22 protein-coding genes are annotated in these 26,701 nt (G+C 72.3%); 14 read left to right on the top strand and 8 right to left on the bottom strand.

The features are described from left to right. Positions 1-9: 9 nt before the first annotated feature. The 4 genes from J2S55_RS22915 to J2S55_RS22930 all read left to right on the top strand — a co-directional run bounded on the left by J2S55_RS22915 (position 10) and on the right by J2S55_RS22930 (position 4,637). Complete coding sequence (locus J2S55_RS22915; protein WP_306864592.1) at positions 10-1,071, top strand: sugar ABC transporter substrate-binding protein; 1,062 nt, start codon at positions 10-12, stop codon at positions 1,069-1,071. Continuing rightward, positions 1,071-2,564, top strand: coding sequence for a sugar ABC transporter ATP-binding protein (locus tag J2S55_RS22920; RefSeq protein WP_306864594.1), 1,494 nt, complete (start codon positions 1,071-1,073; stop codon positions 2,562-2,564). Before J2S55_RS22915 ends, J2S55_RS22920 begins: the two co-directional genes overlap by 1 nt. Then, the gene (locus J2S55_RS22925; protein WP_306864597.1) at positions 2,564-3,577 is read left to right on the top strand and encodes an ABC transporter permease; all 1,014 of its coding nucleotides are present in this window, start codon (positions 2,564-2,566) and stop codon (positions 3,575-3,577) included. The genes J2S55_RS22920 and J2S55_RS22925 overlap by 1 nt, the downstream gene beginning before the upstream one ends. A gap of 118 nt (positions 3,578-3,695) precedes the next feature. Next, entirely contained in the window at positions 3,696-4,637 is a 942-nt protein-coding gene (locus J2S55_RS22930; protein WP_306864600.1) for an aldo/keto reductase, read from the top strand. Between the two features lie 105 nt (positions 4,638-4,742). Here the strand turns inward: J2S55_RS22930 and J2S55_RS22935 are convergent, their stop codons facing one another. From J2S55_RS22935 to J2S55_RS22960, 6 genes are all read right to left on the bottom strand, one after another. After that, positions 4,743-5,213: a MarR family winged helix-turn-helix transcriptional regulator gene (locus tag J2S55_RS22935; RefSeq protein WP_306864604.1), complete on the bottom strand. Its 471-nt coding sequence runs from the start codon at positions 5,211-5,213 to the stop codon at positions 4,743-4,745. Positions 5,214-5,458: 245 nt separating this feature from the next. Continuing rightward, complete coding sequence (locus J2S55_RS22940) at positions 5,459-6,451, bottom strand: Lrp/AsnC family transcriptional regulator (protein WP_306864607.1); 993 nt, start codon at positions 6,449-6,451, stop codon at positions 5,459-5,461. Positions 6,452-6,527: 76 nt separating this feature from the next. Then, entirely contained in the window at positions 6,528-7,202 is a 675-nt protein-coding gene (locus J2S55_RS22945) for a FadR/GntR family transcriptional regulator (protein ID WP_306864610.1), read from the bottom strand. 36 nt (positions 7,203-7,238) lie between these two features. Next, positions 7,239-8,258, bottom strand: coding sequence for an MBL fold metallo-hydrolase (locus J2S55_RS22950; RefSeq protein ID WP_306864611.1), 1,020 nt, complete (start codon positions 8,256-8,258; stop codon positions 7,239-7,241). Between the two features lie 103 nt (positions 8,259-8,361). Next, positions 8,362-9,516, bottom strand: a complete 1,155-nt coding sequence (locus tag J2S55_RS22955) for a steroid 3-ketoacyl-CoA thiolase (RefSeq protein ID WP_306864613.1) — start codon at positions 9,514-9,516, stop codon at positions 8,362-8,364. A 114-nt stretch (positions 9,517-9,630) separates the two neighbouring features. Then, positions 9,631-10,344: a TetR family transcriptional regulator gene (locus J2S55_RS22960; RefSeq protein WP_306864614.1), complete on the bottom strand. Its 714-nt coding sequence runs from the start codon at positions 10,342-10,344 to the stop codon at positions 9,631-9,633. Between the two features lie 190 nt (positions 10,345-10,534). Between J2S55_RS22960 and J2S55_RS22965 the strand changes: the two genes are divergently transcribed. The 7 genes from J2S55_RS22965 (at position 10,535) to J2S55_RS22995 (ending at position 18,184) form a co-directional block, all read left to right on the top strand. After that, the gene (locus tag J2S55_RS22965) at positions 10,535-12,220 is read left to right on the top strand and encodes an AMP-binding protein (protein ID WP_306864615.1); all 1,686 of its coding nucleotides are present in this window, start codon (positions 10,535-10,537) and stop codon (positions 12,218-12,220) included. Then, positions 12,220-13,305, top strand: a complete 1,086-nt coding sequence (locus J2S55_RS22970; RefSeq protein WP_306864617.1) for an acyl-CoA dehydrogenase family protein — start codon at positions 12,220-12,222, stop codon at positions 13,303-13,305. Before J2S55_RS22965 ends, J2S55_RS22970 begins: the two co-directional genes overlap by 1 nt. Next, on the top strand, positions 13,305-14,459 hold the full coding sequence (locus tag J2S55_RS22975; RefSeq protein ID WP_306864618.1) for an acyl-CoA dehydrogenase family protein: 1,155 nt from the start codon (positions 13,305-13,307) through the stop codon (positions 14,457-14,459). Before J2S55_RS22970 ends, J2S55_RS22975 begins: the two co-directional genes overlap by 1 nt. Then, entirely contained in the window at positions 14,456-15,415 is a 960-nt protein-coding gene (locus J2S55_RS22980; protein WP_306864619.1) for a bifunctional MaoC family dehydratase N-terminal/OB-fold nucleic acid binding domain-containing protein, read from the top strand. The genes J2S55_RS22975 and J2S55_RS22980 overlap by 4 nt, the downstream gene beginning before the upstream one ends. Then, positions 15,412-15,825, top strand: a complete 414-nt coding sequence (locus J2S55_RS22985; RefSeq protein WP_306864621.1) for a MaoC/PaaZ C-terminal domain-containing protein — start codon at positions 15,412-15,414, stop codon at positions 15,823-15,825. The genes J2S55_RS22980 and J2S55_RS22985 overlap by 4 nt, the downstream gene beginning before the upstream one ends. A 66-nt stretch (positions 15,826-15,891) precedes the next feature. After that, positions 15,892-17,064 carry a lipid-transfer protein gene (locus J2S55_RS22990; RefSeq protein WP_306864623.1) on the top strand — a complete coding sequence of 391 codons (1,173 nt, stop codon included), beginning with the start codon at positions 15,892-15,894 and terminating at the stop codon, positions 17,062-17,064. Between the two features lie 121 nt (positions 17,065-17,185). Next, on the top strand, positions 17,186-18,184 hold the full coding sequence (locus J2S55_RS22995; protein ID WP_306864624.1) for a helix-turn-helix domain-containing protein: 999 nt from the start codon (positions 17,186-17,188) through the stop codon (positions 18,182-18,184). A 141-nt stretch (positions 18,185-18,325) separates the two neighbouring features. Here J2S55_RS22995 and J2S55_RS23000 read toward each other — a convergent pair whose 3' ends face one another. Both J2S55_RS23000 and J2S55_RS23005 read right to left on the bottom strand, forming a co-directional pair. Next, a complete protein-coding gene (locus J2S55_RS23000) occupies positions 18,326-22,045 on the bottom strand; it encodes a S8 family peptidase (protein ID WP_306864625.1) in 3,720 nt (1,239 codons plus the stop codon). Between the two features lie 172 nt (positions 22,046-22,217). Further along, positions 22,218-23,933: an RNA polymerase sigma factor gene (locus tag J2S55_RS23005; RefSeq protein ID WP_306864626.1), complete on the bottom strand. Its 1,716-nt coding sequence runs from the start codon at positions 23,931-23,933 to the stop codon at positions 22,218-22,220. A 310-nt stretch (positions 23,934-24,243) separates the two neighbouring features. On the opposite strand from J2S55_RS23005, the gene J2S55_RS23010 reads away from it, so the two are divergent. From J2S55_RS23010 to J2S55_RS23020, 3 genes are read left to right on the top strand one after another with little or no spacing between them, the layout of a single operon-like run. After that, positions 24,244-25,347: an ABC transporter ATP-binding protein gene (locus J2S55_RS23010; RefSeq protein WP_306864628.1), complete on the top strand. Its 1,104-nt coding sequence runs from the start codon at positions 24,244-24,246 to the stop codon at positions 25,345-25,347. Further along, the gene (locus J2S55_RS23015; RefSeq protein WP_306864631.1) at positions 25,340-26,002 is read left to right on the top strand and encodes an ABC transporter permease; all 663 of its coding nucleotides are present in this window, start codon (positions 25,340-25,342) and stop codon (positions 26,000-26,002) included. Before J2S55_RS23010 ends, J2S55_RS23015 begins: the two co-directional genes overlap by 8 nt. Further along, a complete protein-coding gene (locus J2S55_RS23020) occupies positions 25,975-26,670 on the top strand; it encodes an ABC transporter permease (protein WP_306864633.1) in 696 nt (231 codons plus the stop codon). The genes J2S55_RS23015 and J2S55_RS23020 overlap by 28 nt, the downstream gene beginning before the upstream one ends. Positions 26,671-26,701 lie beyond the last annotated feature (31 nt).

Here is a 26,701-nt window from a genome sequence, read left to right on the forward strand (position 1 = left end):
GGCAACGGTATGAAACTCGGAACTGCGGCGACAGGCGCGGCACTGCTCGGGCTCGCCCTCACGATCTCGGCATGCGGCTCGTCGGAGACCGCCGGCGCCGGCAGCAGCGCCAAGCCCGCCGCCGACGCCGGAGCCAAGGGCGGCAAGGTCGGGATCGACTTCCCGCGCGCCGACTCCGACTTCTGGAACTCCTACAACAAATACGTCCCCCAGCTCGCCGCCGAGCTGGGCGTCGACCTGATGCCGCCGACCAACTCCCAGAACGACGTGGCCAAACTGGTCGCCAACACCCAGGCGATGATCGGCCAGGGGGCCAAGGCGGTCGTCATGGCCCCGCAGGACACCGGTGCGATCGCCTCCACGCTGCAGACCCTGGAGAGCAAGAACATCCCGGTCGTCTCGGTGGACACCCGCCCCGACAAGGGCAAGGTCTTCATGGTCGTGCGGGCCGACAACAAGGCCTACGGCACCAAGGCGTGCGAGTTCCTCGGCGAGAAACTGGGGGGCAAGGGCAAGGTCGTCCAGCTCATGGGCGCACTGTCGTCGATCAACGGCCGGGACAGGGCCGAGGCGTTCGGCGCGTGCATGAAGGAGAAGTTCCCCGGCATCACGGTCTTCGAGGAGCCGACCGAGTGGGACGGCACCAAGGCCGCCTCGATGCTGCAGACCCGCCTCCAGCAGCACCCGGACATCAAGGGCATCTACATGCACGCCGGCGGCGTCCATCTGGCCCCGACCCTGCAGGTGCTCAAGGCCAAGGGCCTGATCGCGCCGCCGGAGGACCCCAAGCACGTCTTCGTGATCTCCAACGACGGGATCCCGCAGGAGTTCGAGGCGATCCGCAAGGGTGAGATCGACGCCACGCTCTCCCAGCCGGCCGACCTGTACGCCAAGTACGCGCTCTTCTACGCCAAGGCCGCGATCGAGGGCAAGACCTTCCAGCCGGGTCCGACCGACCACGACAGCACGATCATCCAGCTGCCGAACGGCCTTGAGGACCAGCTTCCCGCCCCGCTGGTGACCAAGGAGAATGTGGACGACAAGAATCTCTGGGGCAATCAGGTCAAGTGATGACATCTTCTGCTAAGGCGGTTGAAGCGCTCGGGATCACCAAGCGCTTCGGCCCGACCACCGCGCTCAACGGCGCCGGGATCGCCATCACCGAGGGGGAGACGCACGCGCTGGTCGGCCGGAACGGCGCGGGCAAGTCCACGCTGGTGTCCATCCTGACCGGGCTGCAGCGCCCCGACGAGGGAGAGGTCCGCTTCGGCGGGGAGCTCGCGCCGCCGCTGGCCGACCGGGACGCCTGGCGGCAGCGGGTCGCGTGCGTCTACCAGAAGTCGACGATCATCCCCACGCTGACCGTCGCGGAGAACCTCTTCCTGAACCGGCAGACGGACCGGGGCGCGATCAGGTGGGGCGTCCTGCGCACCCGGGCCAGGCAGCTCCTGGAGCAGTACGGCGTGGACGTGGACGCCGACATCCTCGCCGGAGACCTGGGCGTCGAGCAGCGCCAGCTCGTGGAGATCGCCAGGGCGCTGTCGTTCGGCGCCCGGTTCATCATCCTGGACGAGCCCACCGCCCAGCTCGACGGCCCGGCCATCCAGCGGCTGTTCGAGCGGATGCGGGCGCTCCGGGAGCAGGGTGTGACGATGATGTTCATCTCGCACCACCTGGAGGAGGTGTACGAGATCTGCCAGAGCGTCTCGGTCTTCCGCGACGCCCGGCACATCGTCACCGCCCAGGTCGGCGACCTGCCGCACGACCGGCTGGTCGACGCGATGACCGGTGAGACGACCGCCGCCTACGAGTACCGCTCCCGCACGGCCGACGCCTCGGCGCCGGTCGTGCTCGCCGCCCGGGGACTGAGCCTCGGCGGCCGCTACGAGAACGTGGATCTGGCCGTCCGGGCCGGGGAGATCGTCGGCCTGGCCGGCTCGGGCAGCAGCGGCAAGGTCGGCCTGGCCGAGACCCTGGTCGGCCTCCGCCGGGCCGACACCGGCGCGGTGACCGTCAACGGCACCGAGGTCAAGCCGGGCGACGTGCCGTCCGTGCTCGCCGCCGGTCTCGGCTTCGTCCCCCAGGACCGCCACCACGAGGGCTTCGTGCCGCTGCTGTCGATCGCCGAGAACGCCACCATCCCGATCGCGCACAAGCTCGGCCGGTACGGCGTGATCTCCCCGGCGAGACGGCGCGCGCACGGCGCCCGGATGATCGCCGAGCTGGACATCAAGACGACCGGTCCCGACCAGCCGGTGGCCGACCTGTCCGGCGGCAACGCGCAGAAGGTCGTGCTGGCCAGGGCGCTCGCCGACGACCCCCGGGCGCTCGTGGTCATCAACCCGACGGCCGGGGTGGACGTGAAGGCCAAGCACTCACTCCTCGGCGCCGTGGAGGACGCGGCGGCCCGGGGGACCGGAGCCGTACTGGTCTCCGACGAACTCGACGACCTGCGGATCTGCGACCGGGTCCTGGTCATGTTCCACGGCAGGGTCGTGAAGGACGTGCCCCGAGGCTGGACCGACACCGAACTGGTGGCGGCGATGGAAGGTATCGACGACTGATGACCACTACGAAGACGACGCCCGTGGCGACCGCGCCCGCACCGGGCCGGCGGATCCAGCTCGGGCGCTTCCGCGACCTCACGCTGGTCCCGGTGATCGTCGTCCTGCTGATCGCCGGGTCCTTCGTGGACCCGATCTTCCTCACCCCCGGCAACCTGACCAACGTGCTCCAGCAGCAGTCGGCCCTGGCGCTGGTGGTGCTCGCCGAGGCGCTGATCCTCATCGCGGGCAAGTTCGACCTGTCGCTGGAGTCCACCGTCGGCATGGCCCCCGCGGTGGGGGTGATGCTGGTCATCCCGGTGGCGGCCGGTGGGTTCGGCCTGGAGCTCCCCGGGATCCTGGCGATCCCGATCTGCCTGCTGATCGGCGGGCTGGTCGGCGCCTTCAACGGCTTCCTGATCATGCGCTTCCAGCTCTCGGCCTTCATTGTCACCCTGGCCATGATGATCGTCGTCCACGGCCTCCAGCTCGGACTCACCCAGGGCAAGAGCCTGTTCGAGCTGCCCGAGTCGTTCCTCTACCTCGGCAGCGCCATCTGGCTGGGTGTCCCGGTGTCCATCTGGATCACCGGCCTGCTCTTCGCCGTGGCCATCGCCGCGCTCGGCTACTTCCGGGCCGGCCGCTCGCTCTACGCCATCGGCGGCAACGCCGACGCCGCCCGCGCGGCGGGCATCCGGGTCGAGCGGGTCGTCTGGGTCGTCTTCGTCGTCGGCGGTGTGGTCGCCGCGCTCGCCGGAGTGCTGGAGACCGGCCGCCTGGGCGGCATCAGCGCCAACCAGGGCGTCGGCTGGATCTTCATGGCCTTCGCCGCCGCGGTCATCGGCGGGGTCAGCATGGACGGCGGCAAGGGCACGATCCTGGGCGCCCTCACCGGTGTCCTGGTGATCGGCCTGGTGGAGAACATCCTGACGCTGAAGGGCGTCCCCGGCGAGTGGAAGCAGCTGGTCTACGGTTCGATCATCCTGATCGCCCTGATGATCAGCCGCCTCGCCGGCGGCAAGGCGCAGGATTGACGGCGACCGCCCCCCTTCCCGGGCGTCCACGGTCCTCCGGGTCCGTACGGCGGGACACGGAACCGACCACCACCACCCTCCTTCCGAGGGACTACGGCAAGGCGCAGGATTGACGGTCATGACCTTCTCCGTGAGCAAGTACGGCTTCGGTGCCGCTCCGATCGGCAACCTGTTCACCGCCGTGAGCGACGCCGAGGCCCGGGCGGCGGTGGACGCCGCCTACGACGCCGGGTTCCGCCTGTTCGACACCGCGCCCCACTACGGGCTCGGCCTGTCGGAGCGGCGGCTCGGCGCGGCCCTGGCCGGGCGGCCCCGCGACTCCTACACCCTGTCCACCAAGGTCGGCCGCCTGCTCGTGCCGTCCACCGGCGACGGTCCCGTGGGCCGGGACGGCCAGGGCTTCGACGTCCCCGCCGACCTGCGCCGGGTGTGGGACTTCTCGCGGGACGGGGTCCGGCGGTCGCTGGAGGAGAGCCTGGTCCGGCTCGGCCTCGACACGGTCGACGTCGTGCTGATCCACGACCCCGACGACCACTGGGAGCAGGCCGTCTCCGAGGCGTACCCGGCCCTGGCCGAGCTGCGCGACCAGGGGGTCGTCAAGGCCGTCGGGGTCGGCATGAACCAGGCGGAGATGCTCACCCGCTTCGTCCGCGAGACCGGCGTGGACATGGTCATGTTGGCCGGCCGCCACACCCTCCTCGACCAGTCGGGAGCCGAGGAGCTGCTGCCGCTGTGCGACGAGCGCGGTGTCTCGGTGGTCGCCGCCGGGGTGTTCAACAGCGGCCTGCTGGCCACCCACGACCCGTCGGGCACCTACGACTACGCCCCGGCCCCCGAGCCGCTGCTGGCCCGTGCCCGCCGCGTCGCGGCCGTGTGCGAGCGCCACGGCGTCACCCTGCCCCAGGCGGCGCTGGCCTTCCCGCTGCGCCATCCGGCGGTCGCCTCGGTGGTCGTCGGCGCGAGGTCCGCCGCCGAGGTCACCCGCAACGCCGGCCTCGTCGCGGAGCCCGTCCCGGAGGACCTCTGGGCCGAGCTCGCGGCCGAAGGGCTGATCGCCTGAGCGGTCCCGCTCCCGCGGGGAGCGGCTGGGTCCCCGCCGCTCATCGCGCGCCGCGGGGCGGGCGGAGCGGGTGAAAAGGCACGGGCGGGGCAGCGGGGGCGGGGGTCAGTAGCCGCCGAACCAGCCGGGGATGTCGAGCCGGAAGACCTCCGACGGCGTGACCTTGCGCAGGTCGGTCTCCAGCGCGCGCAGGCGCTCCTCCCCGAGCGCCTCCGCCCAGCGGGCCCGCAGGTCGTCGAAGATGCGCGCCGACCGGACGAGGGAGTCGACACCGCGCTGGGTGAGCCGGATGACCTTGCGCCGCGCGTCACGCGGGTCGGAGCCGCGCTCCACGTAGCCGAGCTGCTCCAGGGAGTCGATGGTCTTGCCCGCCGCCTGCTTGGAGATCCCCAGCCGGCGGCCGAGCTCGGCGGCCGTGGTGCCCTCGGGGCCGATCGCCTGGAAGACGAAGCCGTGCATCGGCCGCAGGTCGGGGTGCCCCTGGCGGGCGAGTTCGGCGTGGACTCCGTCGATGAGGACGCGGAAGCCGAGGAACAGCCGTAGCGGCAGCTCGAAACCCGGCGGGTCACTTGGCACGTCGGACCACCTGGCTCGCTGATTCCGGCAACTGGGTTGTCCAATTTAGGAGATTATCCGCCGCCTGTCATCCGCCACGCCGGGAGCCGCCGGCCAGGCCGGACAGACCGGACAGGCCGAGACGCGCCGTGACACTCGGAGACGCGCCGTGAAGCGCGGTGACGTGCCGCGAAGCGCCGAGACAGGCCGGACAGGCGTGACACTCGGAGACGCGCCGAGAAGCGCGGAGACGTGCGGTCACCGCCCTAGCCGACCGGCCCGGCCCAGCGCTCCACCCGGCAGTCCCGCTTGATCAGGAAGGCGCGCTTGAACGTGCGGAGCATCATGGCCGTCTCGACGGCCATGATGCCCGGCAGCCCGCCGATCTCGCGCAGGAACTCGTACAGCTCCGGCCGGCCGGGCAGGGCGACCTGCGCCACCAACTGGTGGTCGCCGGCCACGGCCATGGCGAACCTGACCTCCGGGCGGGCGGCCAGCGCGCGCCCCACCGCGTCCACCTCGTCGCCGGCCACCCGCAGCCAGAGCACGGCCTCGGCCGGCAGCCCCAGGCACGCGGGCTCGATCTCGGCGCGGATGCGCAGGACGCCCCTGCGGAGCAGGGCGTCCAGGCGGCGGCGGGCGGTCGACTCGCTGATCCCGGCGGCCAGCGCGACCTCGGCATGGGTGGCGCGGCCGTCGGTGACCACCGCCGCGATGATCCGCTCGTCGTCGGCGGAGGGTTCCTCGCCCGGGCGCGGGGAGCGCTCCGGCGGGGCGTGCCACTGCTCGCGCAGCCCCTCGGCCTCCTGCGGGGTGAGCACGCCCAGATGCCAGTCGAGGGGCGTGCTGAAGTATTTCAACGCCGGATACGCGGTGCTCCCCAGCACCCCGTCGATCGCCGGGATGTCCCGCAGGAGCAGGTCCACCAGCGTGTCGTCGGCCGCCGAGAGCTCCGCCGCGCAGTCCACCGGGCCGGACAGCAGCGTGACGGACCGGGTCTGGGGCAGCTCGGCCAGGGCCGTCCCCACCTCGACGGCCGATCCGGGACGGCAGCGCACCCGGAGCAGCGCCGAGTCCAGCCGCCGGTCGTCGACCAGGCCGATCACCGAGAGCACACCCGACTCCATCAGCCGGCCCGCCCGCCGGGCCACGTTGCGGGTGGGCTCCCGCAGCACCCGGCCGATCCGGTCCCAGGTGGCCCGCCCGTTCACCTGCAGGGCGGCGACCACCCTGAGATCGGCTCCGTCGAGTGGCTGCATCGGGTCATCCTCGTGGTCGCGGGAGCGGTCCGCCCCAAGAGTACGACTTTGTGATCTTTTCTGGTGGGGGATCGGTTCAGGCGAGGGCGTTGCGGAGCCACTCCTCGACCCCGGCGATGTGGACGGTCGCCCACGCGCGGGCGACCTCGGGCTGCCGGGCGGCGATGGCGTCGCAGATCGCGGCGTGCTGCTCGCGGGTCTTCTCCAGGGCGTTCTCCTGGGTCAGCCCCCGCCAGATCCGGGCCCTGGTGGTGGGGCCCGACAGGCTCTCTATGAGAGAGCACAGCACCGCGTTGCCCGAGCCCGCCGCGATGCGCTGGTGGAACTCCAGATCGTTGGCGACGAGCTGCTCGACGCTGGGGTCGGCGGGCAGCTCGGAGAGGATCTTGCGCAGCTCGGCGACCTCGGACTCGGTCATCCGCGTGGCCGCCATCGCGGTCGCCGCCGGTTCGAGGATCCGCCGGACCTGGAAGAACTGCAGCACGGTGTCGTCCTGGTGGAAGTCCACCACGAACGACATCGCGTCCAGCAGGAGCCGCGGCTCCAGGCTGGTCACGTAGGTGCCGTCACCCTGGCGCACGTCCAGCACGTTGATCAGGGCGAGGGCGCGGACGGCCTCGCGCAGGGAGTTGCGCGACAGGCCGAGCCGCTCGGCCAGGTCGGCCTCCTTCGGCAGCCTGCTGCCCGGGGCGAGCTCGCCCGCGAGGATCATCTGCTTGATCCTGTCGATAGCGGCGTCGGTGACCGCCACGCTTCACCATCCTCGGGTCCCTCAGACATCGGATGTCTAAGAGTGTAGGGCGTAGCGGACCGGTCCCACCTCCGCCGTGCGGCGGATCACACCTCGGACCTCCAAGGTGCGCAGATGGGCCGCGGCCTCTCCGGCGGCCATCCCCCTCAGCATCGCCGGGAGCTCCTCCCAGGGGCGGTTCCAGGTCATCCGGCCGGCGGTCTCCCAGATGGTGAGGGGCTCGCCCGCCTCGGCCAGCAGGGCGGCGAGCCGTAGGAGTTTCTCCTCGTGGTGCGTGCGGATCTCCACCGCCCGGGCCGCCGTGTCTTGAAATATCCACTCATGAGCGGGCAGGGCTTCGAGCGAGCCCAGGCCCGCCACCTTCGCCAGCGAGTCCAGGAAGTCGCTGAGCGGGTCCACGTCGGTGCGGTCGTAGGGGTAGACGCCGATGTGCGGGGTGATGCCCGGCAGCACGTGGTCGCCGGTGAAGAGCCGGCCGGTGTCCTCCAGGTGCAGGCAGATGTGGCCCGGGGTGTGGCCGGGGGTCCAGACCGTGCGGAGCGCGCGGCCGGGCAGGTCGACCAGGTCGCCGTCGCCGAGCGTCCGGTCGGGCAGCGCGGGCGGCTGCGGCCGCTCCGCCGTCACCTCCGCCACCTCGCCCCCGGTGGCCCCCGCCCGGCGCAGCATGTCGGCCTGGAAGGCGCGATGCGCGCCCTCGTCGACGTCGCGGATGAGCTTGACCAGCGCGACGTCGGCCTCGTGCATGGCGATCCACGCCCCCGACTCCTCCCGGACCCGGCCGGCCAGCCCGGCGTGGTCGGGGTGGAAGTGGGTGACCACCACCCCTCGGACCTCGCGGACGTCCATGCCGACGGCGGCCAGCCCGTCCCGCAGCGCCAGCCAGGCCTCCGGGTGGTTCCAGCCCGCGTCGACCAGCACCGGCCCGGCGGGGGACTCGACGGCGTAGACCAGCGTGTAGCCGAGCGGGTTGCCGGGGATCGGGACGGGCACGCTCCACACCCCGCCGCCGACGTCGGTCGGGCGCTGCTCGCTGTAGGGCCTGCGGCGGGATCTCAAATGTGGTGCTCCTCGTTCTTTCACGGCCGCCGCTGTCTCGCGGCCGCCGTCGTCTCACGGTCTTTCCCGGTCGAGGTCTCTCCCCGCCGCCCGGCGACCGCTCTCACAACCGTTCGAGAACGGTCGCGGTGGCGAGCGCCCCGCCCGCGCACATCGACACCAGCGCGGTGGAGGAGTCGGACCTCTCCAGCTCGTGCAGGGCGGTGGTGATCAGCCTGGAACCGGTCGCGCCGACCGGGTGGCCGAGCGCGATGGCGCCGCCGCCCGGGTTGACCCGGTCCATGTCCGGCCCGTGCACCGACGCCCAGGAGAGGACGACCGAGGCGAACGCCTCGTTTACCTCGAACCGATCGATGTCCGCGACGGTCATGCCCGTGGCGGACAGGACCTTGGCGGTGGCGTCCACCGGACCGTCCAGGTGGTAGTACGGCTCGGCGCCGACGAGCGCCTGGGCGAGGATGCGGGCCCGGGGGCGCAGGCCGTGCCGGGCGGCGGCCTCCTCGCTCATCAGCAGCACCGCCGCCGCGCCGTCGGAGATCTGCGAGGCGGTGCCCGCGGTGTGCATGCCGCCGTCCAGCACCGGCTTGAGCCCGGCCAGCGTCTCGGCGGTCGTCTCGCGCAGTCCCTGGTCCCTGTCCACGGTGCGGTTCTCGCCGGTCGGCCGCCCGTCCTCGCCGAGGACGGGCGCGGTCACCCCGACGATCTCCCGGTCGAACCGGCCCTCGGCCCACGCCTCGGCGGCCAGCCGCTGGGACCGGGCGCCGAACCGGTCGAGCCGCTCGCGGGTCAGCCCGCGCCGCTGGGCGATCCGTTCGGCGGCGGTGAACTGGTCGGGCAGGTCGACGGCCCAGTCGTCGGGCCGGGGCCGGGCCGGGAGCACGTTGCTGCCGAGCGGGGCGCGGCTCATCACCTCGACGCCGCAGGCGATGCCGGCGTCGATGACGCCCGAGTTGATGAGGGCGGCGACCAGGTGTACGGCCTGCTGGGAGGAGCCGCACTGCGCGTCGACCGTGGTCACGCCCGTCTGGTACGGCAGGCCGGCGTAGAGCCAGGCGTGCCGCCCGACGTGCCCACCCTGTTCGCCCGCCTGGGTGACGCATCCGGCGAACACCTGTTCCACGGCCGCCGGGTCGATCCCCGACCGGTCCACCAGGCCGTTCAGCGCCGCCGCGAGCAGCGCCAGCGGCTTCAGCCCCGCCAGCCAGCCGTTACGCCTGCCGATCGGGGTCCGCACGGCCTCGACGATCACTGCACCCATACGATCTCCTCGCCTGGCGGCCGGGTCCCGGCGCCCGCGAGCCGGTCCCTCGGCGCGTCGCTCTAGAACGTCGCTCTGGTCGTCTTCCGACTGTGACTGTAACGCGTTCTATTTTCAGGCGGAAGAAGGCGGCTGGAAGTCGGCGAGCAGGCGGATGGCGGCGATCTCGATGCGGCGCTGGATCTGCTCGTAGGTGCGCCGGCCGCGGAGCATCTCCAGCAGCTCGTGCACCCAGACGCTGGCCAGGGAGCCGGCGAGGGCGAACTGCTCCTCGGTGGCGGTCTCCGCGGTGAGCTCGTCGGCGGCCACGCGCAGCAGCAGGCTCGCCATGCGGTCGCCGAACGGGGTGTCCACCTCGGCCATGATCAGTGAGCGGATGAGTGCGTCGGCGAGCTCCGGCTCGCGCATCAGGCCGCGGGTGGCGCGCATCAGGATGTCGACGGCCCGGCCCGAGGCCGTGGTGGCGCTGGGCGGGCGGCGCTCGATGCTGCTCTCGAGAAGGTCGATCTCCTCGCCGACGACGGCGACCACCAGATCCATCTTGGAGGGGAAGTAGCGGTAGAGGGTGCCGAGGGCGACCCCCGCCCGCTCGGCCACGGTGCGCATCTGCATGGCCTCGACGCCGCCGCGGGAGGCGAGGGCGGCGGCGGCCTGGACGATGCGCTTGCGCCGCTGGTGCTGGCTCCGGGTGCGGACGCCGGTGGAGGCCGATTCGCTCTGCACGCCAGGTGCCCCCTTGGTCTTGGCCGGTCCGGCGGCGCCCGGGGCCGGCGGGGTGGGGAGGCGCGAGGCGACCGGCGCCTCGGTGGTCGCATGCGGGGTACGCATGAGAACACGTTATCTGATTTCCGGTTGCTCCGATGAGTTACTCGCCAGTCACAAGCGCGGCCCGTCCTTACATGGGATATGTGCTACGTCGGTGTATGTGATGACTTATTGCCACAGATTCCCTATGGACAGATAATAGAATCTGTTCTACTTTTCGGAACGGCTGGCCTGAGCCTCATCGCTGGGAGGCATGATGTCCGGGAAGACGTTGGCGGAGCTGCTGGAGCGGCGGGCCGGGGACGACCGGCCCGGCCTCCTGTTCGAGGACCAGGTGTGGAGCTGGCGCGAATACGTCGCGGAGTGCCGGGCCAGGGGCGCCTGGATGGACACCCTGGGCCGGGCCGCGCACGTCGGGGCGCTGTTCGACAACGTCCCCGAGATGCTGTTCCTGCTGGGCGGCGCCGCCCTGTCCGGCCACGTGCTCGTCGCGCTGAACACGACCAGGAGCGCCGCCGAGCTCGCCCGTGACGCGGACGCCACCCACGCCGACCTCATCGTCCACGGACCCGCGTACGCGGAGCTCGCCGCGGAGATCGCCGGACTCCGCGCTACGGCGCCGCCTCCCGCCCGCGCCGGTTCCGCCCGCGCCGGCCCCGCGCGGGACGGGGGCGCCCGGACCGGCTCCGCGCAGGACGGTCCCGCGCGGGACGGCTCCCTCCGGACCGGCTCCCCGGGGGCCGTGCCGGTGGGTGAGGACGGGCTGGTCATGTTGATCTTCACCTCGGGAACCTCGGGCCGGCCCCGGGCGGTGCGGGTCACCCAGCGGAAGATCGCCGTCCCCGGCGTCAGCCTGGCGGCGATGCTCTCGCCCGAGGACGTCGTCTACTGCTCCATGCCGCTGTTCCACTCCGGGGCCGTCATGGCGGCCTACGCCCCGGCGGTGGCGTCGGGGGCGGCGCTGGTGCTCCGGCGGAGGTTCTCCGCCTCCGGGCTGATGCCCGACGTCAGGCGCTACGGGGTCACCTACCTGCACTACGTCGGCAAGGCGCTCTCCTACGTCCTGTCCACCCCGCCGGAGCCCGGCGACCGGGACGGCACGCTCCGGATCGCCTTCGGCAACGAGGGGAGCGCCACCGCGGTCCGGCGGTTCGGCGAACGGTTCGGATGCCACGTCATCGACGCGTTCGGCTCCACCGAAACCGCGATCGCGATCACCCCCGACCCGGCGGGACCGCCCGGCTGCCTGGGCAGGCTGCCCGACGGCATCGAGATCCGCGACCCGTCCAGCGGGCGCAGATGCCCGGCCGCCGTCATCGAGGACGGCCGGCTGCTCAACGGGGACGAGGCGATCGGGGAGCTGGTCAACACCGAGGGGCCGGGCCTGTTCGACGGCTACTACGACGACCCCGAGGCCGACCGCGAGCGGATCCGGGAGGGCGTGTTCTGGTCGGGCGACCTGGCCTACGCCGACGCGCGGGGCCATGTCTTCTTCGCCGGGCGCGGCACCGAGCGGCTCCGGGTGGACGGGGAGAACCTGGCGGTCGCGCCGGTCGAGGCGGTCGTCCGCGAGTTCCCCGGCGTGATCGAGGCGGCCGTCTACCCGGTGCCCGACGCGGCGGCGGGAGACCAGGTCATGGCGGCCCTGGTGCTCGACGGCGACTTCGATCAGGGGGCCTTCGCGGGCTTCCTGGCCGGCCGGAGGGACCTCGGTCCCAAGGCCATACCTCGATATATCCGCATATGTAAGGAGTTGCCGCAGACCGCTTCGAACAAGGTCGTCAAGCGGGTCCTCGCCGCGGAGGGCTGGCACACCGGCGACCCCGTCTGGTGGCGGCCCCCGGGACAGCCGGGATGGCGGCCGCTGACCCCCGACGACATCACCGAGATCGACGACGAGTTCGTCCGGCACGGCCGGCGGCACCCCCTGGAGCGCTAGTGGACTTCAATCTTGATGAGACCCAGAGTGACCTGCGCAAACTCGCGGTGGAGCTCCTCGACCGGGAGGTGAGCGCCGGCAGGCTGGAGGCCCATGAGGCAAGCGGCGCGCCGTACGACGCGCGGCTGTGGAGCTCCCTGGCCCAGGCCGGGCTGCTGGGCGCGTGCCTGCCGGAGGAGGCGGGCGGCGCCGGGTTCGGGCCGGTCGAGATGGCGGTCCTCCTGCGGGAGGTCGGCGCACACGTGGCCCCGGTCCCCGTCCAGCAGAGCCTCGTCGCGGCGCTGGCCGTCGCCCGGTACGGCTCCCGCGAGCAGCGCGAGGCGCTGGCCCCCCTGGCCGAGGGCGGGCTGGTGCTGACCTCCGCGCTGCGCGAGCCCGGCCGCGACCTCGGCGCCGCACCCGCCGTGACCGCCCGCAGGGACGGCGGCGGCTGGGTGCTGGACGGGCGCAAGAGCACGGTGTCGTACGCGGCCCAGGCGTCGAGGATCCTCGTCCCCGCCGTCACGGACGGCGGCGTCGGCCTGTTCCTGGCCTCGCCGGAGGCGATGACCCTGCGGCCCGAGTCCGTCTCCACCGGCGAGCCCGCCGCCACGCTCATCCTGGAGGCCACCCCCGGTGAGCCGGTGGGGGCCCAGGACGGCGAGGCGTTCGACGGCCTGCGGAGGCTGGCGCTGGCCGGGATCATCGCCGTCTCCTCCGGCGTGCTGGCCGGGGCGCTGGCGCTGACCACGGAGTACGTCAGGACCCGCAGGCAGTTCGACCGGGCGCTGGCCGAGTTCCAGGCGGTGACCGTGCAGATCGCCGACGTCTACATCGCCGGCCGGGCACTGGACGTGGCCGTGTGGTCCGGGGCGTGGCGGCTGGCCGAGGGCGCGGCAGAGGAGGCCGAGACCGACCTCGCCGTCGGAGCCCTCACCGTGACGGACTCGGCGCTCCGGGCGCTCTACACCTGCCAGCACCTGCACGGCGGGATCGGCCTGGACGTGACCTACCCGCTGCACCGCTACTTCGCCTGGGGCAAGCACCACGCCCACCTGCTGGGCGGCGTGGAGGCCCGGCTCGACACGATCGGAGCGCTCGTCTGATGATGATCGACCTGACCCCCGGGCAGAAAAGGCTCCGCGACGAGCTGCGCGAGTACTTCCGGGGCTGCCTGACCGCCGAGGACCGAAAGAAGATCTCCACCGACCCGTTCGGCGACGCCTACATGGAGCACTGCCGCAACCTCGGCCGCGACGGCAAGCTCGGGCTGGGCTGGCCGCGGGAGTACGGCGGCGGCGGGTACGGCCCGCTGGAGCAGCAGATCTTCGCCAACGAGATCGCCCGCGCCGAGGTGCCCTACCCGATCATCACGGTGCAGACCGTCGGCCCCACCCTCATGCAGTACGGCACGGCGGCGCAGAAGGAGTTCTTCCTGCCGCGCATCCTGGCGGGGGAGTGCCACTTCGCGATCGGCTACAGCGAGCCCGAGGCGGGCACCGACCTGGCGTCCCTGCGCACCACCGCGGTCCGCGACGGGGACCACTACGTCGTCAACGGACAGAAGATCTTCACCTCGGGGGCGCACTACTCCCAGTACATCTGGCTGGCCGCCCGCACCGACCCGGAGGCCCGCAAGCACCGCGGCATCACGATGATGATCGTCGACTGCGCCGACCCCGGCTTCTCGTGGACGCCGATCACGACCATGGACGGGCGCCACCACACCAACTCCACCTACTACGCCGACGTGCGCGTGCCGGTGGACATGGTGGTGGGGGAGGAGAACAAGGGCTGGGACCTGATCGTCAACCAGCTCAACCACGAACGGGTCACGCTGGGCCCGGCGGGCAACATCGCCCACACCTACGACAGGTTCCTGCGCTGGGCCCGCGGCACCGGCCTCATCGAGGAGCCGGCCGTACGGCGGGCGCTCGGCCGGGTCTACGCCTGCTTCCGGACCAACGAGCTGCTGAACTGGCAGGTCGCGGCCAACATGGACCTGGGCTGGCTGGGCGCCCCCGACGCCTCGGCCACCAAGATCTACGGATCGGAGCGGATGCAGGAGGTCGGCAGGATCGTCGGCGACGTCCTGGCCCGCTACGGCGACCCGGCCGACCCGGAGACGGCCGACTTCGTCGACCGCCTCGACCACGGCGTCAAGGGCGCGATCGTGCTCACCTTCGGCGGCGGCGTCAACGAGGTCCAGCGCGAGCTCATCGCCATGCTCGGCCTGAGCCTGCCGAGGCCGCCCCGATGACCGCGACGGCGGAGCCCGCCCTCCACGACCGGCTCATGGCCCTGGCCGGGCGGCAGATCGAGCTCGGCGAGGTCCGGGGTGCGGCCGCCGCGGACCCGGTCAACCTCCCGATGATCCGGCACTGGGCCGACGCCATGGGGGACGCCAACCCCGTCTACACCGACGCGGAGGCCGCCGCGGGCAGCGTGCACGGGGAGGTCGTGGCGCCCCCGGCGATGATCCAGGTCTGGAACATGCCCGGGGTGAACCGGGACCGCGGGCAGCAGAGCACCCCGGTCGACGACGTGCTCAGGGCGCTGGACGGCAGCGGCTACACCGGCGTGGTCGCGACCAACTGCGAGCAGACCTACCACCGCTACCTCAGGGTCGGCGAGCGGCTGGTGCCGGCCACCCGGTTCGCCGGGCTCTCCGGGCCGAAGAAGACGGCGCTCGGCGAGGGCTACTTCGTCACCTGGAACGTCACGTGGTACTCGGGGGAGGAGCCCGTGGCCCACATGCTGTTCCGGGTACTGAAATTTCGCCCCCGGGAGCGGAAAACCACGCCCGAGGCACGCGAGCCGTACCCGCTGAGACCCGCGGTCAACAGGGACACCGCGTTCTTCTGGGAAGGTGTCGCCAGGGGCGAGCTCCGGATCCAGAGATGCGCGGACTGCGGAGAGCTCCGGCACCCCCCGGGCCCGATCTGCCCGTCGTGCCGTTCGGCCGACCGGACGCACGTCGTGGCGGGCGGTACAGGCGAGGTCTACAGCTACGTCGTGCACCACAACCCGCCGGTCCCGGGGCTGAGCACTCCTTATGTGGTCGCTGTGGTGGAGCTGCCGGAAGGGGTGCGGATCGTGGGCAATGTCGTGGACTGTCCGCCGGAAGAAGTGGGTATCGGTATGCAGTTGCGTGTGACGTATCGCCAGATGGACGACGAGCTGATCCTGCCGATGTGGGTCCCCCAGGAGTCATGATGCGGACGCTTACCGAAGACCAGGTCGAGATCGGGTCGGTCCTCCCGGAACTCGTGATCGGGCTGACCCCCACCGTGATCATCTCGACGGCGCTGGCGACGATGGACTTCACCCCGGTCCACCACGACGTCGAGGGCGCCAGGGCACAGGGCTCCAAGGACATCTTCCTCAACATCCTGACCACGATGGGCCTCGTCGAGCGCTATGTCACCGACTGGGCGGGCCCCGAGGCGCTGATCCGCGGCATCAACGTCAAGCTCGGCGTCCCCGCCTACGCGGGCGACACGCTGACCTTCACCGGCGCCGTCGTCGCCCACGACGACGGCGAGTTCACGGTCGAGGTCCGCGGCAGGGTCAGCCTCGGCGACCACGCCTCCGGCACCGTCCGCTTCGCCCTGCCCGGACGCTGAGCGCCCGCCCCGTCCGGACGCCGGGCACGCCCCCACACGCCCCACCGCAGAAAGGCACCCATCACCGTGGTCTCCCTCCCGGGGAGTACGGCTGTCGCCGGTATCGGCGCGACCGAGTTCTCCAAGCAGTCAGGGCGGTCGGAGCTCCAGCTCGCCGCCGAGGCGGTGTTCGCGGCGCTGGACGACGCGGGCCTGAGCCCCGCGGACGTCGACGGGCTGGTGACCTACACCCAGGACGCCAACCAGGAGATCGCCGTGGCCCGCGAGGTGGGCATCGGCGATCTGACGTTCTTCTCCCGCGTGCACTACGGCGGCGGCGCGGCGTGCGGCACCGTGCTGCACGCCGCGATGGCGGTCGCCACCGGGGCCGCCGAGACCGTGGTCTGCTACCGCGCCTTCAACGAGCGTTCGGGCCGCAGGTTCGGCCAGCCCGACGCCCGGATCGGCGGCGAGCCGTCCTCCCAGGGCCTGGAGATGAGCTGGCACGTGCCGTACGGACTGATGACCCCGGCGGGCTGGGTCGCCATGTTCGCCCGGCGCTACATGCACGCCTACGGCGTGACGTCCGAGGACTTCGGCCGGGTGGCCGTGGCGATGCGCCGGCACGCGGCCACCAACCCCGCGGCCTGGTTCCACGGGCGCCCGATCACGCTGGAGGAGCACCAGGCGTCCAAGTGGATCGTGGAGCCGCTGCACCTGCTCGACTGCTGCCAGGAGAGCGACGGCGCGGTGGCGCTGGTGGTCACCTCCGCCGAACGGGCCAGGGACCTGCGCAGGTCACCCGCTCTGATCGCCGCCGCGGCCCAGGGGGCCGGCGCCGGCCAGCTGATGATGACCAGCTACTACCGCGACGAGATGACCGGTCTGCCGGAGATGGGGGTGGTCGGCCGCCGGCTCTGGGAGCAGTCGGGGCTCGGCCCGGCCGACGTCCAGACGGCCATCCTGTACGACCACTTCACCCCGTTCGTGCTCACCCAGCTGGAGGAGCTCGGCTTCTGCGGGCGCGGCGAGGCGCGGGACCTCGTCGCCGACGGCGGCATCGAGATCGACGGCCACCTGCCGGTCAACCCGCACGGCGGGCAGCTCGGCGAGGCGTACATCCACGGCATGAACGGCATCGCCGAGGCGGTCAGGCAGGTCCGGGGCACCTCGGTGAACCAGGTATCCGGGGTCCGCAACGTCCTGGTCACCGCGGGGACCGGCGTGCCCACCAGCGGCCTGATCCTGTCGGCCGGGTGACGGCCGCACCGGCGCCCGGGTAGGACCGGGCGTCGTCATCCACGGGCGGTTCCCGCGGCGGTCTCGTCCTGTGAGGTGAAGTTGCATCCGTTATGCGTGTTTTGGATGGCATTATTGCGACATGCTGGAAACGGTCGGGCTGGATCCGGTGGAGGAACGCCTCTACCGGTTCCTGGTGACGGCGGCCGAGGCGGGTGTCGTCGATCTCGCCGCGGAGCTGGACCTCGACGTCGGCGCGGTCGAGACGGTGCTGTCGTCCATGGAGGCCAGGGGACTGGTCCGGACGGCCTCCGCGGAGACGGCCGCTCCGGCGGAGCGGCGCTTCACCGCGGTCTCCCCCGACATCGTGCTGGGCGCGCGCCTGCTGCGCCAGCAGCAGTCGCTCGACTGGGCGCGGCGCACCGTGGAGCAGCTGTCGGAGGAGTACCGGGGCAACGCCCGCCGCCGTGACGCTGGCCTCCTCGTGGAGGTGCTGCCCAACCGGATCGCGCTGCGCGAGCAGCTCGAACACCTGCAGGAGAACGCCCGCGAGGAGGTCCTCTGCTTCTGCCGGGGGAGCGCGATCGTGATGCACTCGACCGAGAACGACGCGGAGCTGGACGCGCTGCGCCGCGGGGTGGTCTACCGGGTGGTCTACGAGCGCGACCTGCTGGAGGAGCCGGGGATGCAGGCCAACGTGGCCTACGGCGTCAAGCTGGGCGAGCGCGCCCGAGCCCTGCCCCGGCTGCCGGTCCGGCTGATGGTCGTGGACCGGGAGATCGGTCTGCTGCCGCTGGTGCGGCACGCCGGGATATCGGAGCCGACGGCGGCGCTGATCCGGGGCGGCGAGCTGCTGGAGGCGCTGATCGCGCTGTTCGAGAGCTACTGGGACCGGGCGACGCCGCTGCGGATCGGCGAGGACGGCGCCCTCGCCGAGGGGACTCATCCCTGCCCACTGAACTCCGACGACCTGTACCTGCTGTCGCTGCTGGTCGCCGGGGTGCCGGACAAGTCGATCGCCAGCCAGCTCGGGATCAGCCAGCGGACCGTGCAGCGGCGCCTCTCGCACATCATGGAGCTGGCCGGCGCGCAGACCCGGATGCAGCTCGCCTGGCACGCCGCCCGGGAGCGCTGGCTCTGACCGGCGGCCCCGGCCGGCGGTCCGCGGACCGGTGTCCTCCGGCGGGTCCGGGCGCCGGCCGCGTGCCCAGAGTCCGGGCGGCGGCCGAGTGCCGAGGGTCCGGGCGCCGGCACGGTGATGCCGTACCGGCGCCCGGACCCGTCACCTCACGCCGTAGGCGCGGAGCACGGTCTGGCTGACCGCGTTCCCCGCCCGGTCCTCCGCATTGACCCGCAGCGAGACATACCGGCCCTCGCCCGCGAGGTGGGAGACCAGGGTGGAGTAGCGGTCCTTGCCGCGGGGCAGCAGCGCCAGGCGCTTCCAGGTCTTGCCGTCGTCATAGGACAGCTCGGCCGTGACCTTCCGCAGGGCGAGGCCGGGCGCGGTGCTCCGCACGGCGAAGTCCAGCGGGACCGGCAGCGCCCGGCGGACCCGGCCGTTCAGGTCGGCGGGCACGGTGTAGTCGACGCCGAGCAGCGGCAGCGGTTCGGAGCCGGACGCCGGCCGGGCGGAACCGAACGTCCACGCCGTGCTGGTCTCGGTGGCGTACGTCCACTCCTCCGACGAGCGCTTGGTGGACAGCTCCAGCCGGTAGGTGGCCTTCCCGGGAACGGCGGGGAAGTCCCCCACGGCCCGTCGCGGCTCCGCGACGAGCACGCCATCGCGGTAGAGGCGGGCGGAGACCACGTCCTCCTCGTCGGAGGTGAACGCGTAGCCGTAGTGGCCGGCGGCGTCGACGAACTCGGGGATGTCGAGCCTCAGCGTGTCCTCCGTCCGGGTCGGGGTGAACTCGGGCCTGTTCGGCGGGATCGCCGGCCGTACGACGGGGCCGAACCACCGCTCGCCGACCTTCTCACCGGCGGTGTAGCTGCGCGGCCCGCCGGTGAGCCCGGGGGCGAGCGGGCTCATCGCATCCCAGGTGAACATGTGCTGGGCCACGTGCTCCCACTGGGTGTCACCCGAGGTGACGTACTCGACGCGCTCGGACCCCGTGCGGACCCAGCGCTGCCCCTCGTTGGAGAAGACCTGCCACGGCCGCCAGCCGAACCGCTGCTCCTTGGCCCAGCCGAAACCGCCGGTCTCGTGGTAGCCGGTGTCCACTCGGGCCAGGTTGGAGGCGTTGGCCTCGTAGACGATCTGCTCCGGGATCCGCCCCTTGGAGACCTGCGAGATGTCGTAGAGATAGGGGATGGCCATGTTCGCGGTCACGTCGAGGACGGCCCGGCCCTTGCGGACCCGCTCCAGCAGCTTCTGCCCCTGCCCGTAGGGGATCGAGGCGCCCGGGATCGCCTGCCTGTCCTCGCCCGGCCACCAGTACTGCCACGCGCCGTCGTCGCGGGTCGGCACGACGATCGCCGCCGCGGCGCCCGCCTCGGCGGCGGCCGCGATCATCTCGTCCCACTGGGGACCGTCCAAGGTGCTCGACAGGATGACCGCCCGGCCGCGCAGCGTGAGAGCGCGAAGCTCCTCGGGGGTGCCGTGACCGCCGTCGACGAGCTCCCACCGGTACCGGCCGCTCCACTCCGGTGATCTCACCATCGGGAAGAGGTCCAGCGGCTCCTTGAAGCCGTTGACCCGTGAGGACAGCCTCGGCGCGCCGTACTGCCAGCGCGAGGTGAACTCGAAGGTGCCTTTGCGGACCGGCTGCGTCCCGGCCACGTGCAGCTCTTCGACCGTGGGGAAGTTCATGAACGACGAGGAGATCTTCCGGGAACCGGTGTCGCGGTAGCTGGCGAACGTGGAGATGCCCTCCTGGACCACCGGCTGCGGCGTCTTGATCACGATCGGCCGTGTCTTCCGCGCGTCGAACACCAGCTCCACGTCGCCGTCCACCTGGAACTCGGGAATGTCGATCTTGATGTCGATGACGTGCCCGTCCAGGCGTTCCTCGCCGGAATGGCCCTGCGCGAAGTAGGTGCCCTCGGGGACCTCGAAGGTTTTCCCCTCCTCGGCCTCCCACGGCATGATGTAGGTGAGGAGGTTGTCCTGCCGGCCGGGGCCGAACATGAAGATGTTGCTCATGCTCGCCGGCTTGCCGTCCTTGCCGATGGCGCTGATGTGCACCTTGTGGGTGCGGGGACTCTTGGTGAGCGCCAGCGTGGTCTGCAGGGAGACCGATCCGTCCGCGGTGGTCGCGGTGAGGTGGCCGGAGTGCCGGCCGTACGCCAGCTTCGCCAGGTCGGCGGTCACCGGGACCGTGACCGTGGCGCCGGCGTCGACGGTGACCGACGTCGACCCCGGGGTGAGCGCGCCCTGGGCTGGGGCGTCACCGTCCAGGTTGCTCAGGGTGACGGCCAGCGTCAGGGAGACGGGCGCCTGGGTGGAGTTGGTGTAGGCGACGGTCCCGGAGGGACTCGTGGAGCCACCGTCCTTGTGGGTGCCCAGGTCGAGCACGCCGGTGGCCGTGACGCCCTGCCGTACGGCCCGCGCGATGTCCACCCGTCCGCCGCCCTGCTCGTAGACGGTCAGGTCCTGCGCGGTCCTGGCGGTCGAGACCAGGGCGTCCTTGAGCTGCCGGGCCTTCCAGTCCGGGTGCCGCTGCTTGAGGATCGCGGCGGCGCCGGCCACGTGGGGCGTCGCCATCGAGGTTCCGGACGCGGCGGTGTAGCGCTCGTCGGCGGGCTGGCCCATCGAGGTGCCCTCGGCCCGCGCGGCCACGATCGCCACTCCCGGGGCGGTGATGTCCGGCTTGGCGCCGTCGTCGAGACGCGGGCCACGGCTGGAGAAGGGGGCGAGCGCCTCGTCCGCGTCGACCGCGCCGACGGTCAGCGCCGACGTCGCGGCGCCGGGGGTGCCGACCGAATACTCCTGCCCCTCGTTGCCCGCCGCGACGACGAAGAGGGCGCCGGTCTGCTCGGTCAGCGTGTTCAGGGCGGTGCTGACCGGGTCGGTGCCGTCCGTCGCCGCGCCGCCCAGGCTCATGTTCACGACGTCGGCACCGGACGTCGCGGCCCACTCCATCCCCTCGATGATCTGCGAGAAGCTGCCCGAGCCGTCGTCGTCCAGCACCTTGCCGACGATCAGCTCGGCGCCGGGAGCCACGCCCTTGCGGCGGCCCTCGGAGGCCGTGCCGAGGCCCGCGATGGTGGAGGCGACGTGGGTGCCGTGCCCGTGACCGTCCTGGGTCGAGGGGGCGGGGGTGAAGTTGCGCCTGTCCGCGATCTTCCCGGCGAGGTCGGGGTGGTTCTCGTCGGCGCCGGTGTCCAGGACGGCCACCTTGACGCCCTTGCCGTCGAACCCGCTCTTCCACGCTTCGGGGGCGCCGATCTGCGGGACGCTGCGCTCCAGGTCGACCTTCACCTTGGCGTCCAGCCAGATCTTCTTGATCCCCGAGGCGAGCCGGGGCTCGCTGGAGCGGGCCGCCGGCGCCGCGCCGACGGCCTTCCAGAACGCGGCCAGCTCGCTCTTGCCGGCGTTCACCGCCCGCGCGTCGATGCTCTCCAGCTCGCCCACCGGCTTGACGCCGGGCAGCGCGCCCGCGGCCCGGGCGCCCTTGTCGTAGGAGAGCAGCAGCGGCAGCGCGGGGCTGCCGGTGTCGTCGTACCCCTGGGCGATCAGGTCGCCGACCGCGAACAGGCTCTTGTCGATCAGGTCGCCGGCCACGTAGGGGACCATGTCGTCGGGGAGCACCTGCAGCTTCCCGTCGATGTCGTGGGTGGAGAACCTGATCCGCTCCCGGCCCTTGGCGGGATCGACCGTCACCGCCCACTTCCCGGCCGCGGCCTGGCGGACGGTCACCACGTCCCCGGTGATGAGAGTGACCCGGTGCGAGGGGGCCGCCGGGGGCGGTGCGGGGGCGGCCCCGCCCGCGGCCGGCAGGGCCGGCAGGGCGAGGAGTGGGGACACCGCTCCGACGGCGGTGAGGCGGGCAAGCCAGTGCATGAGGGGGGCGCCCTTCCGTGATTCGGTACTACCGATCACGAGGGTGGGCGATGATGACCCCCCGCGTCACGATTTCTAGCCTGCCCTAAACATGACATGTCGCCAATATGACAACTTGGCGTACGGCGAGGGCGCGTGACCACCCTGGCTGTGCCGCGTCGGCCCGGCGGGCCTACGGGGTGACGATCGTCGGGACCGTGAAGAAGACGATCATCGCTATCGCCACGCAGATGAGGAAGCCGATCACTTCCCACACCCAGTCGCGGTGACGGCGGCCCGCGGCGGACGCCTGGTGCCTGCGACGTGCCCGCCTGCCCGCCCGCGCCGGTCGGGGGGCCGCTGCCTGGCCGGTCTCCGCCCGGCCCGCCCCGGCGGCGCCGGACGTGGCCTTCTCCGGACCGGCTCCGGGAGCGGTGAGCCCCCCGGCCTGGAGGAGGTCCCCGGGCCGGACGGGTTCCCCGGACCGGGTGAGGTGCTCCGGCCGGGCCGGTTCCCAGGGCTGGAGGAGGTCTCCGGGCCGTGAGGGCTCCCAGGGCCGGGCGGTCTCCTCGGCCGGGCCGGGCTCCTCGGGCTGGAGGAGGTCTCCGGACCGGACGGGTGCCCAGGGCTGGGCGACCTCGCCGGGCTGGGCGGTCTCCCCGGGCTGGGCGGCGGGCCGGGGCTGGAGGGCGTCCAGTTCCTCCGGCCGCAGGGGCCAGCCCGGCAGGGGTGGCTCCGTACGGGCGTGCCTGCCGGAGGACGGCGGGGCGCCCGGCGGCTCCACGGGCGCGGGCCGGCTCTCGGGCGCGGCGGGGGCCGGCTCCGCGCGGGGCGCGGCGGCGACCAGCCGGTCGGTGTAGGCCCGGGTCGCCCGCGCCTCGGGGCTGAGCGGGCGGAACAGGTCCTCCGGCGGAGGGGAGAGGCCGGCGGGCGGCGCCGGGGGGTCGTCGAGCACGTCGGCGGGGAGAGGGGCCGGCAGGGACGGCGCGGCCGGCGGCGGTGACGCGGCCGGGGCGGCCAGGGGGGCCGCGCCGCGCGGTCTCGGCCGCTTCGGCCTCGGCCGCCGGGGCCGGGTGAGCACGTCGTCGAGCGCCGTCAGGACGGTGTCCTTGAGCCTGGGCATCGGCTCGGTGGTGGCCTCGTGCGTGGAGACCACCTCGGGATCCGGGGCGGCGAAGGGGTCGGGGAAGGGGGCGGGCGCGCGGTCCGGCAGGAAGAACACGCCGGGGGCGGCGGGCGTACCGGTCTCGGCCGGCGGCCACGCCGGGGCCGTCGGCCAGAGCTGCCTGACCTGCAGGGCGGCCGGCGGTGGGGTGGCGGCCGTACGGGACGGCGATCCCAGCGTCATGGCGCGCAGCGCCGCGGGCGGGGTGGCCCAGGGGGCGCGGACCAGCACGTCGCGGACCGGGGCGACGGGGAGGGCGCCGAACACCTCGGCCAGGTGGTCCGGCACCCTGGTGGAGGCCAGGGCCAGGTTCAGCGACTGGGCGAAGCGCCGGCAGGCGCTCACGGTCAGCTCGTCGGCGGTGTCGGTGGCCACGTCGAGCACCCAGGACAGCTCGGCGGTGTCCATCTCGCGCACGCCGGACAGGTAGAGCACCTCGCGCTGGTGGGGGCGCAGGTCGCGCAGCACGCGCTCGACGAAGGCGGCGACCGGGTCGGCGCCGGCGGCGGGCGGGGCGTGGACCACGTCTCGCAGGTAGATCTCCCGGCGGGCGGCCGCGTAAAGTGCGGCGCGCGGGGGCTCCAGGTCCGGGACGGCGGCGAGGACGGCTCTCAGCGCGTCGGCGGCCGAGCCGGGATCGCCGAGCTGATCGTGACAGTACGCGAACAGGCCGGCGGCGTGACGGTCGTAGAGCTCGGCGATCAGTTCGCCGCGCGAGTGTTGACCGAGGAGCGGTTGGGGCACGGGACCGGTTCCTCTGAAGGTTCGAGCGAGCGTGGTGGAGAGTGGAGGCCTTGGGGCCGGTGGTGCGTGTGGCGCTGAAGGTGTCAATCTCCACGATATGGGTAATCGTGCCGGTCCGTTGAGGTTCTCCGCAGTATTGAATGTCCATTTGATAGATATCGCGATGGTTGGAGAGGCTTGCGGGGACCTCCGGATGAAGCCGGGAAGACAGACCGGAAATGTCGGTCATGGGTCATAGGGTGGTCCGCGATAGATCATGGGGCAGTTGTGGCAGGGGGCCGCGGCCCTGCCGAGGAGCAAGAGGTTGCGCATGATCAAATTTGACCGGGTGACCAAGCGCTACGCCGACGGGACCATCGCCGTCGACGGTCTGAGCCTTGAGGTGCCCACGGGAGAGATAACGGTGTTCGTCGGCCCCTCGGGGTGCGGCAAGACGACGTCCCTGCGCATGATCAACAGAATGATCGACGCGACGGAGGGGCAGATCCTCCTCGACGGCGTGGACGTCAAGAGCATCGACCCGCCGACCCTGCGCCGGGGCATCGGCTACGTCATCCAGCAGGCCGGGCTCTTCCCGCACCGCAAGATCGTCGACAACGTGGCGACGGTGCCCCACCTGCTCGGCTGGGACCGGAAGAAGGCCCGGGACCGGGCGATGGAGCTGCTGGAGCGGGTCGGCCTCGACCTCAAGATGGCCGACCGCTACCCCTTCCAGCTCTCCGGCGGTCAGCAGCAGCGCGTCGGCGTGGCCCGCGCGCTGGCGGCCGACCCGCCGGTGCTGCTGATGGACGAGCCGTTCAGCGCGGTGGACCCGATCGTGCGGACGAGCCTGCAGGAGGAGCTGCTCCGGCTGCAGGCCGAGCTCAACAAGACCATCGTGTTCGTCACCCACGACATCGACGAGGCCATCAAACTTGGCGACCGGGTGGCCGTGCTCCGCGTCGGCGGACATCTGGCGCAGCTCGCCGACCCCCCGACGCTGCTGGCCCGGCCCGCCGACGACTTCGTCCGCGAGTTCCTCGGCCGCGACCGGGGCATCCGCCGGCTGTCGTTCATCTCCGACGAGGGGCTGCGGCTGCGCGCCGACCTGACGGTGCCCGCCTCCGCGGAGGTCTCCTCGGTGCGCGACACGGCCGAGGACTGGCTGGCCGTGGTGGACGGGGCGGACCGGCCGCTGGGCTGGGCGGCCGTCAAGGACCTGCCGGAGTCGGGCACGGTGGCGGACGTGCCGCTCGCGCCGTACGGGACGTTCGTCAGGGGCCGCGACTCGCTGCGCGGCGCGCTGGACGCGGCGCTGCTGTCCCCCTCCGGGAGCGCGATCGCGGTGGACGAGGACGGCAGGGTGGCGGGCGTGGCCACCCGCGAGGCGCTGGACGAGGCGCTGGGCAAGGTCGCCGGGGGCGTCGGTGCATGAGGAACCGCTGATCCGCTGGGACTGGATCGGGCGCAACTGGGCCTCCATCCAGGTCCTGCTGGAGGATCACGTCGTCATGGCGCTGGTGCCGGTCGTCGTGGGGCTGCTCATCGCGCTCCCGCTCGGGCTGGCCGGCGTCCGCTGGCGCTGGCTCTACCAGCCGACCGTCGGCGTGATGAACGTGATCTACTCGCTGCCCTCGCTGGCCGTCTTCATCGTGCTCATCCCGGTCACCGGTCTGGCCACCCGGACGACCGTCATGGTCCCGCTCACGTTCTACTCCATGGCGGTGCTGATCCCGGCCGTCGTGGACGGGCTCACCTCGGTCCCCGACCACGTGCGCCAGTCGGCGGTGGCGATGGGCTTCACCCCGATGCGGAGGCTGCTGCGGGTGGAGCTGCCGATCGCGGTCCCGGTCGTGCTGGCCGGGCTCAGGGTGGCGGCGGTCTCCAGCATCAGCCTGGTCAGCGTGGGCGCGCTGGTCGGCAGGGGCGGGCTGGGCTACCTGTTCATCGACGGCTGGCAGCGGCAGTTCTACACCCCGATCATCGTGGGCATCGTGCTGGTCGTGGCGCTGGCGGCGGTCGCCGACCTGCTGCTGGTCCTGGCGCAGCGGCTGCTCACCCCATGGTCGCGGGCGAGGGGGACGGCGTGAACTGGCTGATCGACTTCTTCGGGGACCCGGACAACTGGTCCGGCCCGGACGGCATCCCCGCCCGGCTGCTGGAGCACCTGGAGTTCTCCGGGCTCTCGCTGCTGCTGGCCATGCTGATCGCGCTGCCGCTGGGGCTGTGGATCGGCCACACGGGCCGGGGCGCGCTGTTCGCGATCCTGAGCGCCAACGCGGCCCGTGCCCTCCCGACGCTGGGCCTGCTGGTGCTCATCGTGCTGCTGATGGGCGTCGGCACCATCGTCCCGGTGCTGATCCCGCTGGTGGCGCTCGCCGTACCGCCGATCCTGGTCAACACCTACGAGGGCCTGCGCGGGGTGGATCCCGACCTGCGGGACGCCGCCTACGGCATGGGTCTGCGCGGCGGCCAGGTCCTCGGCAAGGTGCTCGTGCCGGTCGCGCTGCCGCTCATCCTGCTCGGCCTGCGGATCGCCGCGATCCAGGTGGTGGCGACCGCGACCGTGGCCGCCTACGTGGGGCTGGGCGGCCTCGGCCGCTACATCGTCGACGGCCTGGCGACCAAGGACTTCCCACGCACGATCGGAGGGGCCGTCCTGGTGGCGCTGCTGGCTCTGATCGTCCAACTGGGTTTCGCTCTGGTGCAACGCGTCACGGTCTCCCCGGGGGTGAGTCAGCGCCAGACCGTACGGTAATCTCCTTATTACCCCCCGTTTTAGAAGGGAA

Source organism: Streptosporangium brasiliense, from assembly GCF_030811595.1.
Classification (GTDB): Bacteria; Actinomycetota; Actinomycetes; order Streptosporangiales; family Streptosporangiaceae; genus Streptosporangium; species Streptosporangium brasiliense.